Below are 14,715 nucleotides of genomic sequence, written 5' to 3' on the forward strand. Positions count from 1 at the left end.
TGCACGGGAGCGCCTACGGGGACTCGTCACCGCTCAGCTCGACAGCCCGCCCAGCCAGTCCAGTTGCCGCCGCACGTGCACCGCGTCCCCGCCCTCGTGCCCGTTGAACGGATAGGCGTGGAGCTCCGTGCGGGGCTCGGCGCCGCTCAGCTCCCCGTAGCGGTGGAACGCGGCGTACGCCCCGCTCGGCGGGCACACCGTGTCCCGCAGGCCCACCCCGAAGTGGGCCGGGGCCTGTGCACGGCGTGCGAAGGAGATGCCCTCCACGTAGGCCAGCGTGCGGTACGCCGCCTCCTCGGCGCCCCGGTGCACCGACAGGTACGCGGCGATCTCGCCGTACGGGCCCGTGTCCGTCAGGTCGAGGGCGCGGCGGATGCCGCACAGCAGCGGGGCGGTGACCAGGGCCGCCGCCAGGTCGGGGACCAGGCCCGCGACGGCCAGGGCGAGGCCGCCGCCCTGGCTGTTGCCGACGGCCGCGACCCGGGTGCCGTCCACGCCGGGCAGGTCACGGACGGCGGCGACGGCGCGGGCCGCGTCGGTGATCAGCCGGCGGTAGTGGTAGTCGTGCGGGGCGAGCAGGCCGCGTGCCGCCGGGCCCGGGCCGCCGGGCGCCGTCGCGTGCGGGTCGGGGGTGGCGCCGCCGCAGCCGTACTGGTCGCCCTGGCCGCGGTTGTCCATCAGCAGATGGGCGAACCCGGCGTTGACCCAGGTCAGCCGTTCGTGGGGGAGGCCCCGGCCGCGTCCGTAGCCCGCGTACTCGACGACCGCGGGCAGGGGCTCGCGCACCCCGGCCGGCTTGCTGAACCAGGCGCGTACCGGGTCGCCCGCGAAGCCCCGGAAGGTGACGTCCCAGGTCTCGGTCAGCCTGAGGCCCGTCCGCACCGGGTTCACCGACACCAGCACCGGGTCCGTCCCGGCCTCCTTGAGCGTGTCCGCCCAGAACGCGTCGAAGTCGGCGGGCTCCGCGACGTCCGGGCGGTAGCGTTCCAGCTCCGTCAGCGGCAGGTCGAACGCGGGCACGGGCACCTCGCAGGAGTCGGTGGAGACAGCGGACGGGACCGATCGTTGCGGACGCGGGACGGAAAGTTCCGGTGCGCTGCAGCCCCTTCCATCTCTTCCACTCCAGTCGCCTGCTGAATCCCACCAGACTGACCGCGCCTCAACACCCCAGTCCGCAGCACCCATTGACAGCGCTTTTCCCTGCCCTTAGGTTGCCGCAAGTTACGGATTAGAGCTCGAAAGTTTCGGTACCGCGTCCCATGCCACGGGAGGCCCGAGCAATGAGCACCTCCACCACGTCGGTTCCGCCGCACGGCACCCAGGAACCGCCGCCGGCCAAGGCCCCGCCCCGACGCCGGCGGCCGCCCGCGCGCACCGGCTGGCGGCGGGCGCTGCGCCGGGACTGGCAGCTGTACTCGCTGGCGGTGCTGCCGCTGCTGTTCTTCCTGGTGTTCCGCTATCTGCCGATGATCGGCAACGTGATCGCCTTCCGCCGCTTCGAGCCGGGCGGGTCGATCCTGGGCGAGCAGTGGGTGGGGCTGCGCTACGTGGAGATGTTCCTCACCGACCCCACCTTCTGGCAGGTGTTCCGCAACACCCTGTGGCTCGGCGGGCTGACGCTGGTGTTCTGCTTCCCGATCCCGATCGTGCTCGCGCTGCTGCTCAACGAGGTGCGCCGGCAGGCGCTGAAACGGTTCGTGCAGTCGGTGTCGTACCTGCCGCACTTCCTGTCGATCGTCATCGTCGCGGGCATCACCATGCAGATGCTCGCCACCGACGGCCCCGTCAACCATGTGCTCGGCTGGTTCGGGCACGAGCCCATCCGGTTCATCCAGGAACCCGAGTGGTTCCGCACCATCTACGTCGCCTCGGAGATCTGGCAGACCGCGGGCTGGGGAACGATCCTCTACCTCGCCGCGCTCACCACCATCGACGAGGACCTGTACGAGGCCGCCCGGATCGACGGCGCCAACCGCTGGCAGCAGATCTGGCACGTCACCCTGCCCGGCATCCGCCCCACCATGATCACCCTGCTGATCCTGAACATCGGCACCTTCATGGCGGTCGGCTTCGAGAAGGTCCTGCTGCTGTACAACCCGCTGACCTATCCGACGGCCGACGTGATCTCCACGTACCTCTACCGCACCGGCGTGGAGTCCAACAGCTTCAGCTACGCCGCCGCGATCGGCCTGTTCGAGGCGGTCATCGGCCTGGTCCTGATCACGTCCGCGAACCAGCTGTCGCGCCGCACGACGGGGACGAGCCTGTGGTGAGACCGAGCCGCTCCTACCGGGTCTTCCAGGGCGTCAACGGGGTGGTCCTCACCCTGGTCGTGCTCGTCACCCTCTACCCGTTCGTCAACATCGTCGCCCGCTCGTTCAGCGGGGAACGGCAGATCCGCGCCGGTGAGGTCACGCTGTGGCCCCGGGGCTTCAACCTCACCACGTACAAGATCGTCTTCCAGGACTCGATGTTCTGGCGGAACTACGGCAACACCGTGCTCTACACGGTCGTCGCCACCGCCGTCGCCATGGTGCTGACCACCTGCTACGCCTACGTCCTGTCGAAGAAACACCTCAAGGGCCGCGGCGTCCTGGTCGGCGTCGCCGTGTTCACCATGTTCTTCACCGGCGGTCTGATCCCCCACTACGTCCTGGTCACCAGCCTCGGCCTGAAGAACTCCGTGTGGGCCATCGCCCTGCCGAACGCCATCAGCGTGTTCAACCTGCTGGTGATGAAGGCGTTCTTCGAGAGCCTGCCGAGCGAACTGGAGGAGGCCGCGCAGATCGACGGCCTGAGCACGTACGGCATCCTGCTGCGGATCGTGCTGCCGCTGTCGAAGGCCGTGGTCGCCACGATGGTGCTGTTCTACTCGGTGTCCTTCTGGAACTCCTGGTTCAGCGCCTTCCTCTACATGGACCGGGCCGAGCTGATGCCGGTCACCGTCTACCTGCGCAACCTCATCTCGGGCGCCACCACCGGCGGCAACGCCGGCGCGGGCACCGACCAGCTCAGCCAGGCCGCGGCCAACATCCAGGCCGTCACGATCGTGCTGACCTCGCTGCCCATCCTGTGCGTGTACCCGTTCGTCCAGCGCTACTTCGTCTCGGGCGTGATGCTCGGCGCGGTCAAGGGCTGACCCTCCCTGACCCTCCTCAACCCGCTCACGGAACAAGGGAGTTCCCCGTGAACAACGCAGGACAGCTCTCACGGCGGCAGATCCTCGCCGCCGCCGGATGCGCCGGACTGGCCGCCCTCACCGGCTGCGGCGGCGGCGACGACGGCGGGGATGCCAAGGACCTGTCGAAGAAACGACACGGCGCGATGCAGGACTACCGCGCCGGCCAGCCGTTCAAGGCGTCCGAACCGCTGTCCTTCTCGGTCCTGCACAACATCAACCCGGTCTATCCGCTGAAGAACAACTGGCTGTTCTGGAAGGAACTCACCCGGCGCACCGGCGTCACCCTCAAGCCGGTCGGTGTCCCTCTGACCGACTACGAGAAGAAGCGCAGCGTCCTCATCGGCTCGGGCGACGCCCCGTTCCTGATCCCGAAGACGTACCACCCCTCCGAGGTCGCCTTCGTGTCCTCCGGCGCCATCCTCCCGGTCAGCGACTACCTCCACCTGATGCCCCACTTCCGGGACAAGGTGAAGCGGTGGAAGCTGGAGCCCGAGCTCGACTCCATCCGCCAGGCCGACGGCAGGTTCTACCTGCTGCCGGGTCTGCACGAGAAGGTCAGGTCCGGCTACTCCCTCGCGCTGCGCACGGACGTCCTCGACAAGCTGGGCCTGGACCTGCCCACCACCTGGGACGAGGTGTACCAGGTCTTCAAGGCGATCAAGCAGGAGTACCCGGACAAGTACCCCTTCTCCGACCGCTGGAGCCAGAACACGCCCTACCCGGCCGCCGCCCTGTTCAGCTACCTCGGCCAGGCCTACGGGGTCCGGGCCGGCTGGACGTACGACAACATCAGCTGGGACGAGACCGCGCAGAAGTTCGTCTTCACCGGCGCCACCGACGCCTTCCGGCAGATGATCACCTACGTGCGCAAGCTGGTCGCCGAGAAGCTGGTGGACCCGGAGAGCTTCACCCAGACCGACGACGACGCCGCGCAGAAGCTGCTCGGCGAGAAGTCCTTCGCGATCAGCGCCAACCCGCAGGTCCTGGTGCAGGAGTACCGGTACAACCTGAACAAGCAGGTCAAGGGCGCGAGGATCGAGATGATCCCGGTGCCGCTCGGGCCCGCCGGCCCCGTCGTGCTGGGCGGCGCCCGGCTGGAGAACGGCGTGATGATCTCCAGCAAGGCGCTCAAGAGCGACAGCTTCGTCGCGATGATGCAGTTCGTGGACTGGCTCTGGTACTCGGACGAGGGCCAGCGCTTCGCCCGCTGGGGCGTCGAGGGCGTCACCTACACCCGCAGCGGCGGCCGGTACCGGCCCAAGCCCGGCATCAGCCTGATGGGCTCCGACCCGGACGCCCCCAAGGACCTCCAGAAGGACTACGGCTTCTACAACGGCGTCTTCGCCTACGGCGGCAGCTGGGAGCTCGTCTCCTCGATGTTCGGCCCGGACGAGCAGAAGTTCCAGGCCGCCATGACCCGGCGCAGTCAGCTGCCCATCGCCCCGGCCCACCCCCTGCAGTCCGTCGAGCAGGAGCAGGCCTCCCTGTGGGAGACACCGCTCAGGGACACCGTCACCCAGAACACCCTCAAGTTCGTCCTCGGCAAACGCCCGCTGTCCGAGTGGGACGACTACCTCGCCGAGCTGAAGGCGAAGAACCTGCAGCAACTCGTCGACCTGCACAACAAGGCCCACGAGCGGTACAAGAAGGAGAACGGGTGATCATCCGCGTCCCCGCCGAGCCGATCGGCCGTCTCTCCGGCGCCTGGCGTGCCTGCGTCGGCACCGGCCGCATCGAACTCGCCCTGCGCCGCGACTACCAGGACTCCCTCGCCCTGATCCAGCGGGAGATCGGCTTCCGGTACATCCGGGGACACGGCCTGCTGAGCGACGGCATGGCCGTGTACCGGCCCTACGAGTGGCCCCGGGGCGTACGCCAGGTCCGCCACTGCTTCACCTACGTCGACCAGGTCGTCGACGCCTGCCTGGCACTCGGCATCCGGCCCTTCCTCGAACTCGGTTTCATGCCGGCGGAGCTGGCGTCCGGACAGCAGACCGTCTTCTGGTGGCGGGGCAACGTCACCCCGCCGCGCTCGCACCAGGAGTGGGCGGCGCTCGTCAAGGCGACGGTGTCCCACCTCGTCGACCGCTACGGCCTCGACGAGGTCCGCACCTGGCCCATCGAGGTGTGGAACGAACCCAACCTGTCCGACTTCTGGGAGAACGCCGACGAGGACGCGTACCACCGGCTGTACGCGGTGACCGCCGCGGCGGTCAAGGAGGTGGACGCCGACCTCCAGGTCGGCGGGCCCGCGATCTCGCCCGGCGCGGACGAGTGGCTCGACCGCTTCGCCGAGTTCGCCGCACGCACGGACACCCCCGTCGACTTCGTGTCCAAGCACGCCTACACCTCGGGCCCCGCCCAGCACGTGCCGTTCGGTTCGTACCAGACGCTGGCGCCCGCGCGGGACCTGCTGGACCAGTTCGCCACGCCCCGCGACCGCCTGAAGGGCACGCGGCTCGCCGGCCTCCCCGTCCACATCACCGAGTTCAACTCCTCGTACTGTCCCGACAACCCCCTCCACGACACCGCCTTCAACGCCGCCTACCTGGCCCCCGTCCTCGCGGGCGGCGGCGACCACGTCGACTCCTTCTCGTACTGGACGTTCAGCGACGTGTTCGAGGAGGCCGGGCCGCCCACCGCGCTCTTCCACGGCGGCTTCGGGCTGCTCACCCACCGGCAGGTGAAGAAGCCGACGTACCACCTGTACGCCTTCATGGCCCGGATGGGCCCGCAGCTGCTCGCCCGGGGCACCGACCACCTGGTCACCCGGCACCCCGACGGCCGGGTCACCGTACTGGCCTGGGCGCCCGTCGACCCGACGGGGGAGACGCCCGGACCGGACCGGCACGCCTTGCACCTCTCCCTCCCGGTGACCGGCACCGAGGTCTTCCTGCGCCGCTCCCGCGTGGACGAGGAGCACGGCAACGCCCACACCGCCTGGCGGCACATGGGCAGCCCCCGCTCACCGAAGCCCGCCCAGCTCGACGTCCTGCGCGAGGCCGCCGAGCCCGCCCGCAGCCACCGCAGGCTGACGGCCGAGCACGGCCGCGTCGAGGTGCCCCTGACCCTCGCCCGCCACGAGATCACCCTCGTCGAACTCACCCCGGTCCAGGACGAGACCCCGCCCTGGTGGGACGAGCGGCGGCTGCTCGGCCGGGAGGCGCCGTGAGCACCGTACGCACCACCGACTTCGGCACCGGCGTCCTCTCCCGGGCCGCCGCCCTCATCCACACCCTGCTCACCGTCGAGGCCCTGCTGCTGCTCACCACCGCGCCGGGCCTGGCCGGGCTGCTCCTGCTCCGCCCCGATCCGTCCAACCTGCCCCTCGCGGCGGTCTGCCTGCTGCCCCTCGGCCCGGCCCTGTCGGCCGCGCTGTACGCCCTGCACCACCGCGGCCGCGACCTCACCGCACTGCACCCGGCCCGCGCCTACCGGCGCGGCTGGCGGCTCAACGCGCTGCCCGCGCTGACACTGTGGGCGCCCCTGCTCGGCTGGCTCACCGTCATCGCGTTCACCCTCACCCACTTCTCCGCCACCGGCCTGCCCGGCTGGTGGGCGGCCCTGCTGGCGGTGATCGGCGCCGGCTCCCTGCTGTGGGGCGCGCACGCGCTGGTGCTGACCTCCCTGTTCGCCTTCCGCGCCCGCGACACCGCCCGCCTCGCCGCCTACTTCCTGCTCCGGCACGGCCGGGCCACCCTTGCCGCCGCCTCCCTGCTGGTCCTGGTCGCCGCGTCGGCCGCCTGGCTCACCGAGGCCCTGCCCGCCCTGCTCGCCGCCCCGCTGCTGCTGTCCTGGCTGCACAGCAGCCGCCCGGTGATCACCCAGACCCGGGAGGAGTTCACCGCGTGACCGCGGTCTTCAGTGGATGCGCCGCCCGTGCGCGTCCGGCACCCCCGAGTTGCGGAAGAAGTAGCTGTTGATCTGGTCGCGCCACTCCCGGGCGCCGCGCAGCTGCTCCTCGTACCGCTCGGCCACCCGTGTGTGCCGCGCCGGGTCGGCCAGATCGCCGAGCGAGGCCCACACCCGCCGGGCCGCCTCGACCTCCTCCACCCCCTCGAAGTGGGTGTCGTAGATGTGCTGGATGACGGTCTTCCCGCTGTGCAGCACATGCCCGTACGGCACGTGGTGGAAGAACAGCAGCAGCTCGTCCGGGCAGGTGCGGGGCGACTCGTACACCTGCGCCCAGGGCTCGGGGTACTGTGCCGCGAACCCGGTGCCGGTGGCGCGGGAGCGGTCGACGCCGATCCCGTCCCGGTCGGCGAAGTGGTAGGTGCCCCAGGGGCTGTACTCGTAGCCGTCCACGCTGGGCCCGTAGTGGTGCCCCGGCTGCACCATCCATCCGACGCCGAGCGGCGCGGTGTACTTCTCGTACGTCCGCCACGACCCGTCGAGCACCGCGTGCAGGCCGCTGACCAGCCGCCGCGGGGCGTCCGGGTGCGTCAGCCCGATCCACTCGTCGAGCGCGTCACCGGGATCCGCGTCCGGCGCCCAGGCCAGCCGCCCGAAGGTGTACAGGTTCGCCTGGGCGAGCGGATGCCCGGTCCAGAACGGGTCGTCGCCGGCGTTGGACACGGCCACCAGTCCGCCGCGCGCCAGCTCACCGACGGACGTGTCCCCGAGCCGGAACCGCAGCACCTCGCTCCACATCGGCCCGAGCCAGCACACGTGCCGCTGCTGCCCGGTGTACTCCTGGGTCGCCTGGAGCTCCACCGCCAGCCGGGTGTGCGGCATCGCCCCGATCAGCGGCGAGACGGGCTCGCGCACCTGGAAGTCCATCGGCCCGTGCTTGACCTGGAGCACCGCGTTCGGCGCGAACCGCCCGTCCAGCGGGGTGAAGTGGTCGTGGGCGGCCCGGGCCCGGTCCGTCGTACGGTCCCGCCAGTCCTGGCGGTGGTCGTAGACGAAGGCCCGCCAGTGCACGGTGCCGCCGTACGGGGCGAGCGCGGCGGCCAGCGTGTTCGCCCCCTCGGCGTGGCTGCGGCCGTAGGCGAACGGGCCCGGCTGGCCCTCCGAGTCGGCCTTCACGACGAACCCGCCGAAGTCCGGGATCACCTCGTACACCCGCGCGACGGCCCCGGCCCACCAGGCCCGCACCGCCGCGTCCAGCGGATCGGCCGTGGGCAGCCCGCCGAGCAGCACCGGAGCGGCGAAGGACACCGCCAGATGGGTGCGGATGCCGTAGGGCCGGAACGCCCCGGCGAGGTCCGCCACGTCCCCGAGCCGGTCGGTCAGCAGGTGCGCCTCGGTCTCGTGCACGTTGACGTTGTTCACACAGACCGCGTTGACGCCGCAGGCCGCGAGCAGCCTGCCGTACGCCCGCACCCGCTCCAGCTCACCGCGCGCCCGGCCGTCCGCCCAGAACAGCGAGCCGCCCGCGTAGCCGCGCTCCACCTGGCCCATCACCGGGTGCACGGCCACGTTGTCCCAGTGGTCCAGCATCCGCAGCGCGAGCGCCGGGCGGTGCACCTCGCGGGCCCGCTCGCCGGTGAAGGCCGCCTCCTGCAGCCGCACGACGTGGAACAGGCCGTACAGCAGTCCCCGCCCGGCGGAGGCGGTGACGGTCGTCGTGCCGCCCGCGCGTTCCTCGGCGAACCCCTCCGCGCCGAGCCCGCCGGCCTCGGCGTCGAGGACCAGGTCGTACGAGGCGTCCACCCGTCCGCCCCGCACGACCCGGCCCCCGAACCTCCGGCAGGCCTCGGCCACCTCCCCGTGCACCGTCTCCACCAGCGGGCCCGAGCCGCGGATCAGCGTCCGCCGGCCACCGACCGCCCGGAAGGCGGCGGGCGGCAGCCAGGCCGGGTCGACACCCTCGGGCAGGACGGGCACGGGCAGCGGCATGAGTACCCCCAACTAGCGTGCTCAGGCGAGCAGTTCGACCTCCGCCAGGGTCGCCTCGCCGTCGAGGACCAGGCGGTACCTGTCGTACGTACCCGGTGACCGCACCGTGAACGCGCGGGTCTGCCGGTCCCAGGTGAAGGACTCCCCGAAGCGCCGGTCCAGGGTCTGCCAGCTGGTCCCGTCCGAGGAGCCCTGAAGGGTCCAGCCGGCCGGTGCCTTCGTGCGGTCGGCGGAGGAGGTCAGCGTGTACTGGAGCGCCTTCGCCCGCCCGGCGACCGGCAGGTCCACGGCCGTGACCGCCGCGTCCGTCGCCGACGTGTCGTCGAACAGGGCTCCCTCACCCCCGCGCAGCAGGTCCGCCCGCGGGGCCGGCACCTGGTCGTCCCGCGTGAGCGACACCGGCGCCGCGTCCTCGCCCGTGCCCCACGACGACGGCCTCGGGCCCATGGCGAACTCCAGCACCCCGCCCTTGGCGACCAGCGCGTGGGGCAGCGACATCCGGTGCCAGGCGCGGCCGTTGACCCTCAGCCCCTGCACGTACACGTTCGTCGCGCTGTTGCGCGGCGCCTTCACCACCAGCGTGCGGCCGTTGTCCAGGTGCACGGTCGCCTTCGTGAACAGCGGGGAGCCGATGGCGTACTCGCCGCTGCCCATCACCAGCGGGTAGAAGCCGAGCGCGGAGAACAGGAACCAGGCCGACTGCTCGCCGTTGTCCTCGTCACCGTGGTAGCCCTGCCCGATCTCGCTGCCGGCGTACAGCCGGGACAGCACCTCACGCACCTTCTCCTGCGCCTTCCAGGGCTGCCCGGCCGCGTCGTACATGTAGATCGTGTGGTGGGCGACCTGGTTGGAGTGGCCGTACATGCCCATCCGCACGTCCCTGGCCTCGGTCATCTCGTGGATGACCCCGCCGTAGGAGCCGACGAACTCGGGGGAGGCCGTCTCGGGGGTGGAGAAGTACGCGTCGAGCTTGTCGGCGAGGGCCCTGCGGCCGCCGTACAGGTTGGCCAGTCCACGGCTGTCGTGCGGGGCGGTGAAGGCGTAGCCCCAGCCGTTGGTCTCGGTGTAGTCGTGGCCCCACACCCGCGGGTCGTACGCGGACGACTTCACCCGCCAGTGGCCCTTGGCGTCCCTGCCCTGGAAGAAACCGGCCTCGGCGTCGAAGAGGTTCACGTAGTCCAGGGCGCGGTCGAGGAAGTACTCGGACTCCTCCAGGTAGCGCCGCACGCCCGTCTCCTCGTACAGCTTCCGGCCCATGCGGGCGATGCCGTAGTCGTTGAGGCAGCCCTCCAGCGCCCAGGACAGGCCCTCGTGCGTCTCGGTGTTCGTGTAGCCGAGGAAGGGGGAGGTCGCCATGCCCTTGCGGCCCACGCCCGACGCCGGGGGGACGACCGTCGCGTTCTTCACGGCCGCGTCGTACGCCGCCTTCGCGTCGAAGTGGACGCCCTTGACGTACGCGTCCGCGAACGCCACGTCCGACGAGGTGCCGGTCATCAGGTCGGCGTACCCGGGGGAGGACCAGCGCGAGGTCCAGCCGCCGTCCTTGTACTGCTGCACGAACCCGTCGGCCAGCTCACCGGCCCGGTCCGGCGTCAGCAGGGCGTACGCGGGCCAGGTCGTGCGGTAGGTGTCCCAGAAGCCGTTGTTCACGTACACCGTGCCGTCCACGATCTTCGCGCCGGTGTGGGTCGGGGTGTCCGGGCCGGGCATGGGGGAGAAGGGCGAGGCGTACCGGTTCCTGCCGCCGGCCTTCTCGAAGCCGGAGTTCGGGTACAGGTACAGCCGGTACAGGCTGGAGTACAGCGTGGTCAGCTGGTCGGGCGTGGCGCCCTCCACCTCCACCCTGCCCAGCAGCCGGTCCCACTGCCGCTGGGCGGCGCGCCGGACCGCGTCGAAGGAGGTGCCGTCGGGGATCTCCTGGCGCAGGTTGTCCTTCGCCTGGTCGACGCTGATCAGGGAGGTGGCGAGGCGCAGGGTCACGGTCCGGTCGGGTGCGTCGAACCGCAGGTATCCCTTGGCCCCGCTGGACGCCCCGTCCGTCACGGGCTTGTCGAACACGCCGTACACGAACAGCCGGGTCGCCCCGGCCGACAGCCCGGACTTCACGTCCGAGTAGCCGGTGACCACGCCGTCGGCGGTGTCGAGCGTCAGCCCGGCCTGGTCGGTGACGTTGTCGAACAGCACGCTCGCGTCGTCGCCCGGGTAGGTGAAGCGCAGCACGGCCGCGTGGTCCGTGGGCGCCATCTCGGCCTTCAGCCCGTTCTCGAACCGGACGCCGTAGTAGTGGGGCCGCGCGGTCTCGTTCTCGTGCCGGAACGGCAGCGCGCGGGCCGTGCGGCCGGTGTCGGGGGTGCCGGGGACCGCCGACGGCATCACCTGGAAGGTCTGCCGGTCACCCATCCACGGGCTCGGCTCGTGACTGGCGCTGAACGCCTGGATCGTCGGCAGGTTGTCCGCGTTGTTCGCACGTGCGTAGTCGTACAGCCAGCTCAGCGAGCCCGCGTTGGTGACCGGCGTCCAGAAGTTGAAGCCGTGCGGGACGGCGGTCGCGGGGAAGGTGTTGCCGCGGGAGAAGCCACCGCTGGAGTGCGTGCCGCGCGTGGTGAGCGCGTAGTCGGACGGATGCGCCTTGGGCCTCTCGGGCGGGACGGCCTTCAGGGTGATGTCGTCCAGCCAGCCCCGGAACTTCGCCGGTCCCCTGGGGGAGTCGTAGGCGACGAGGATCCGGTCGACGGTCTTCCCGGCCGCGACCGACCCGATCCGTGAGGCCACGTGGTTCCACTGGTTGACGTAGAGCACCTTGGCGGCACCCTGCCCTCGCGGGGTCAGCGGGAAGCCGTGCTGGTCCGTGGCGTGGAGCTCGCTCAGATAGGTGCCGTCCGTGAAGGCCAGGTCCACCGCGACGTGCGTGGCGTCGTAGTCGCGGTCGCCGTCCGCCATCGACGGGAAGACCCGGTACGACAGCCGGGTGTTCCGGCCGACCGTCACGTTGACGTCGAAGACCTTGTTGGACGAGTACGCCCGGCCCTCGGCGGTGTGCCGCCCGGCGTACCGCAGGGCACGCTTCCCCGTGAACCCGGCGCCCGCCTTCGCGGTGGGCGAGCCGCTCGGGCCCCGGTCGACGAGGGAGAGCATGTCCTGCGGGACGGGCCCCTCGCCGCCACCCGTCGATAACTGGACATCGGCCAGCTGGAGGATGCCGCCGCCGTTGTTCGCGGTGACCTCCAGCCGGAAGTGCCGGAACGCCTGCGGCTCCGCGATGTCGTACGTCCGGGTCCGCAACCGTGCGTCGAAGGCCTCCCCCGAGCGGCTGTCGAGGGTCTTCCACTCCTTGCCGTCGGTGGAGCCCTTCAGGGTCCAGTCCTTCGGGTCGCGTTCGGCGTGGTCGTTGGCGGAGGTCAGCGCGTAGCGCGCCACCTGCACCGGTGTGTCCAGGTCGAACTCGGCCCACCCGGTGGGTTCGAACACCAGCCATTTGGTGGACGGTTCGCCATCGGCGAGGTTCTCCTTCACCTCGCCCGCCCCGCTGTTCTCGCCGCTGGCCCGTACGTCGGTGACGTGGTCCGTCACATTGCCCGGGATGCCGCTGCTGTAGCCGCCGTCGACCCCCGAGGCCCGCTTGCCGCCGTCCGGGCCGGTGTCGACGGTGTTCAGCCAGGTGGGAACCGGGTCGTCCACCTCGAAGGAGGAGGCGAACTCCCGGTCGGCGGCCGCGGGCGCATCCGGCAGGGCGACCGCCACGCCCGGCGAACCCACGGCCACAGCGAAGGCGGTCGCCGACACGACCGCCGAACCCCATCTGTGCCGAGCTTTGCGCTTCGTCACCAGGTACCCTCCCTGCACGCGGACAACGTTGTCAACTCAAGGTGCAAGGATCAGTAGTTGCCCAAGTGCTCAGGGATGTCAAGGGTCTTGGTGGTGGTATTCGAAGGCGGTGGCGGGGGTATTTCCTCTGCGGAACCCGAGGGCCGCTCCGCTTTCCGCGCGTTTCCCCGAGGTCTCAACTCGGACAAGACCAACAGCCAACCTTGTGCTCGATCTTGCCCCTCTGGCGGGAAGTGGACTATACCTGTCGGCACTTCACACGTTCGGCACTTCCTGTACGACCCAGCTTGATCCGATCGCGGTGCCGGGAAGGATCCGGTTCACCGCCTGAGTCCTGGAGAAGGCGAGGACTTGAGCATGGGATCCACGTCCGCCGAGAACAATGGCACCGGTAACAATGCCTCAGCGGCCGACCATGGCACCGGTAACACGGGGTCCTCGGGTGTCGGCCGCCGCGATCTGATCAAGCGGTCCGCCGCATTGGGCCTGGTTTCCGTACCGGCGATGAGTTTCCTGTCCGGGTGCGCCAGCGGCGGCGGGGGAGACGACGACGGCGACACCGAGGGCACGACCTCGAAGTCCAATCCCTTCGGCGTGAAGAAGGGCACCAAACTCGACGTCGTCATCTTCAAGGGCGGGTACGGCGACGCCTACGCCAGGGCCTGGGAGGCCGACTTCAGGAAGCGGTGGAACGTCACCTCGGTCCACACCGGAACCCAGGAGATCACCGGAAAACTCCAGCCCCGCTTCAACGCGGGCAACCCGCCCGACCTCGTGGACGACTCCGGCGCCCAGCAGATCCCGATCGACGTGCTGTACAAGAACGGCCAGCTCCTCGACCTCGCCGAGGTGCTGGACGCCCCGTCGGCCGACGACCCGGCCAGGAAGGTCCGCGACACCCTCATCCCCGGCACCCTGGACGCCGGCATGCAGGGCGGCAAGGTCGTCGCGCTCAACTACATCTACACGGTGTGGGGCCTGTGGTACTCCGGCAAGCTCTTCCGGGAGAAGGGCTGGAGCGAGCCGAAGACCTGGGACGAGTTCCTCGCCATCTGCAAGGACGCCAAGTCCCAGGGCATCGGCGGCCTCGCCCACCAGGGCAAGTACCCGTACTACATCAACGTCGCCATCATGGACCTGATCGCCAAGAAGGGCGGCCTGGACGCCATGAAGGCGATCGACAACCTCGACCCGAAGGCGTTCGTCGGCTCCGAGGCCGCCGAAGCCGCCGTCGAGGCCGTCTACGAGGTCGTCGAGAAGGGCTATCTGATGCCCGGTACGAACGGCCTGACCCACACCGAGTCCCAGACCCGCTGGAACCAGTACAAGGCGGTCTTCATCACCAGCGGCTCCTGGCTGGAGAACGAGCAGCTCAAGCAGACCCCGGCCGACTTCGACATGACGTTCCTGCCGATGCCGCTGCTGCCCGGCAGCAAGCTGCCCTTCGAGGCGATCCGGGCCGGTTCCGGCGAACCCTTCGTCATCCCGGCCAAGGCGAAGAACCTGCCGGCCGCCAAGGAGTTCATGCGGCTGATGCTCTCCAAGGACTGGTCGACGATCTTCGCGAAGGAGGCCAACTCGCTGACCATCGTCAAGGACGGTGTCGACCCGAACGTCAGGCTGCGCCCCGGCACCCAGTCCACCGTCGAGGCGTCCAAGGCTGCCGGAAACAACACCTTCCGTTACCTGTACACGGAGTGGTACAGCGAAATGGGCACCGCCATAGAGAACGCCTCCAACGAGCTGATGGCCCGGCGTATTCAGCCCAAGGAATGGCTGAAACGCGCCCAGGCGGCGGTCGACAAGCAGGCGAAGGATCCTCAGTCCAAGAAGAACCACCGCGACTGAGCCGTCGGGGCACGGACACC

At 70.3% G+C, this 14,715-nt stretch carries 9 protein-coding genes; 6 read left to right on the forward strand and 3 right to left on the reverse strand.

What is annotated here, in order from left to right; translation table 11 throughout:
* Window positions 1-33: 33 nt before the first annotated feature.
* On the reverse strand, window positions 34-1,020 hold the full coding sequence (locus AB0K80_RS29995; RefSeq protein ID WP_365675032.1) for an acetylxylan esterase: 987 nt from the start codon (window positions 1,018-1,020) through the stop codon (window positions 34-36).
* Window positions 1,021-1,280: 260 nt separating this feature from the next.
* Here AB0K80_RS29995 and AB0K80_RS30000 point away from each other — a divergent pair, with 260 nt between their 5' ends.
* The 5 genes from AB0K80_RS30000 to AB0K80_RS30020 are packed head-to-tail and all read left to right on the forward strand — an operon-like array spanning window position 1,281 to window position 7,033.
* A complete protein-coding gene (locus AB0K80_RS30000) occupies window positions 1,281-2,273 on the forward strand; it encodes an ABC transporter permease subunit (protein WP_365675035.1) in 993 nt (330 codons plus the stop codon).
* Complete coding sequence (locus AB0K80_RS30005; protein ID WP_365675037.1) at window positions 2,267-3,139, forward strand: carbohydrate ABC transporter permease; 873 nt, start codon at window positions 2,267-2,269, stop codon at window positions 3,137-3,139. The genes AB0K80_RS30000 and AB0K80_RS30005 overlap by 7 nt, the downstream gene beginning before the upstream one ends.
* A gap of 47 nt (window positions 3,140-3,186) precedes the next feature.
* Window positions 3,187-4,842, forward strand: a complete 1,656-nt coding sequence (locus AB0K80_RS30010) for an extracellular solute-binding protein (protein WP_365675039.1) — start codon at window positions 3,187-3,189, stop codon at window positions 4,840-4,842.
* Window positions 4,842-6,353 (forward strand): xylan 1,4-beta-xylosidase, encoded by a 1,512-nt coding sequence (locus AB0K80_RS30015; protein WP_365675092.1) that lies wholly within the window; start codon window positions 4,842-4,844, stop codon window positions 6,351-6,353. Before AB0K80_RS30010 ends, AB0K80_RS30015 begins: the two co-directional genes overlap by 1 nt.
* Window positions 6,350-7,033, forward strand: coding sequence for a hypothetical protein (locus AB0K80_RS30020; protein WP_365675041.1), 684 nt, complete (start codon window positions 6,350-6,352; stop codon window positions 7,031-7,033). Before AB0K80_RS30015 ends, AB0K80_RS30020 begins: the two co-directional genes overlap by 4 nt.
* 9 nt (window positions 7,034-7,042) lie before the next feature.
* On the opposite strand, the gene AB0K80_RS30025 is transcribed toward AB0K80_RS30020, so the two are convergent.
* Together AB0K80_RS30025 and AB0K80_RS30030 are read right to left on the reverse strand one after the other, a co-directional pair.
* The gene (locus AB0K80_RS30025; protein WP_365675043.1) at window positions 7,043-9,022 is read right to left on the reverse strand and encodes an alpha-glucuronidase; all 1,980 of its coding nucleotides are present in this window, start codon (window positions 9,020-9,022) and stop codon (window positions 7,043-7,045) included.
* 21 nt (window positions 9,023-9,043) lie between these two features.
* A complete protein-coding gene (locus AB0K80_RS30030) occupies window positions 9,044-12,784 on the reverse strand; it encodes a GH92 family glycosyl hydrolase (protein ID WP_365675094.1) in 3,741 nt (1,246 codons plus the stop codon).
* A gap of 420 nt (window positions 12,785-13,204) precedes the next feature.
* Here AB0K80_RS30030 and ngcE point away from each other — a divergent pair, with 420 nt between their 5' ends.
* A complete protein-coding gene (gene ngcE / locus AB0K80_RS30035) occupies window positions 13,205-14,695 on the forward strand; it encodes an N-acetylglucosamine/diacetylchitobiose ABC transporter substrate-binding protein (protein WP_365675045.1) in 1,491 nt (496 codons plus the stop codon).
* The last annotated feature ends 20 nt before the right edge of the window (window positions 14,696-14,715 follow it).

The sequence above is a fragment of the Streptomyces sp. NPDC052682 genome, assembly GCF_040678435.1.
In the GTDB taxonomy this organism is placed as follows: Bacteria; Actinomycetota; Actinomycetes; order Streptomycetales; family Streptomycetaceae; genus Streptomyces.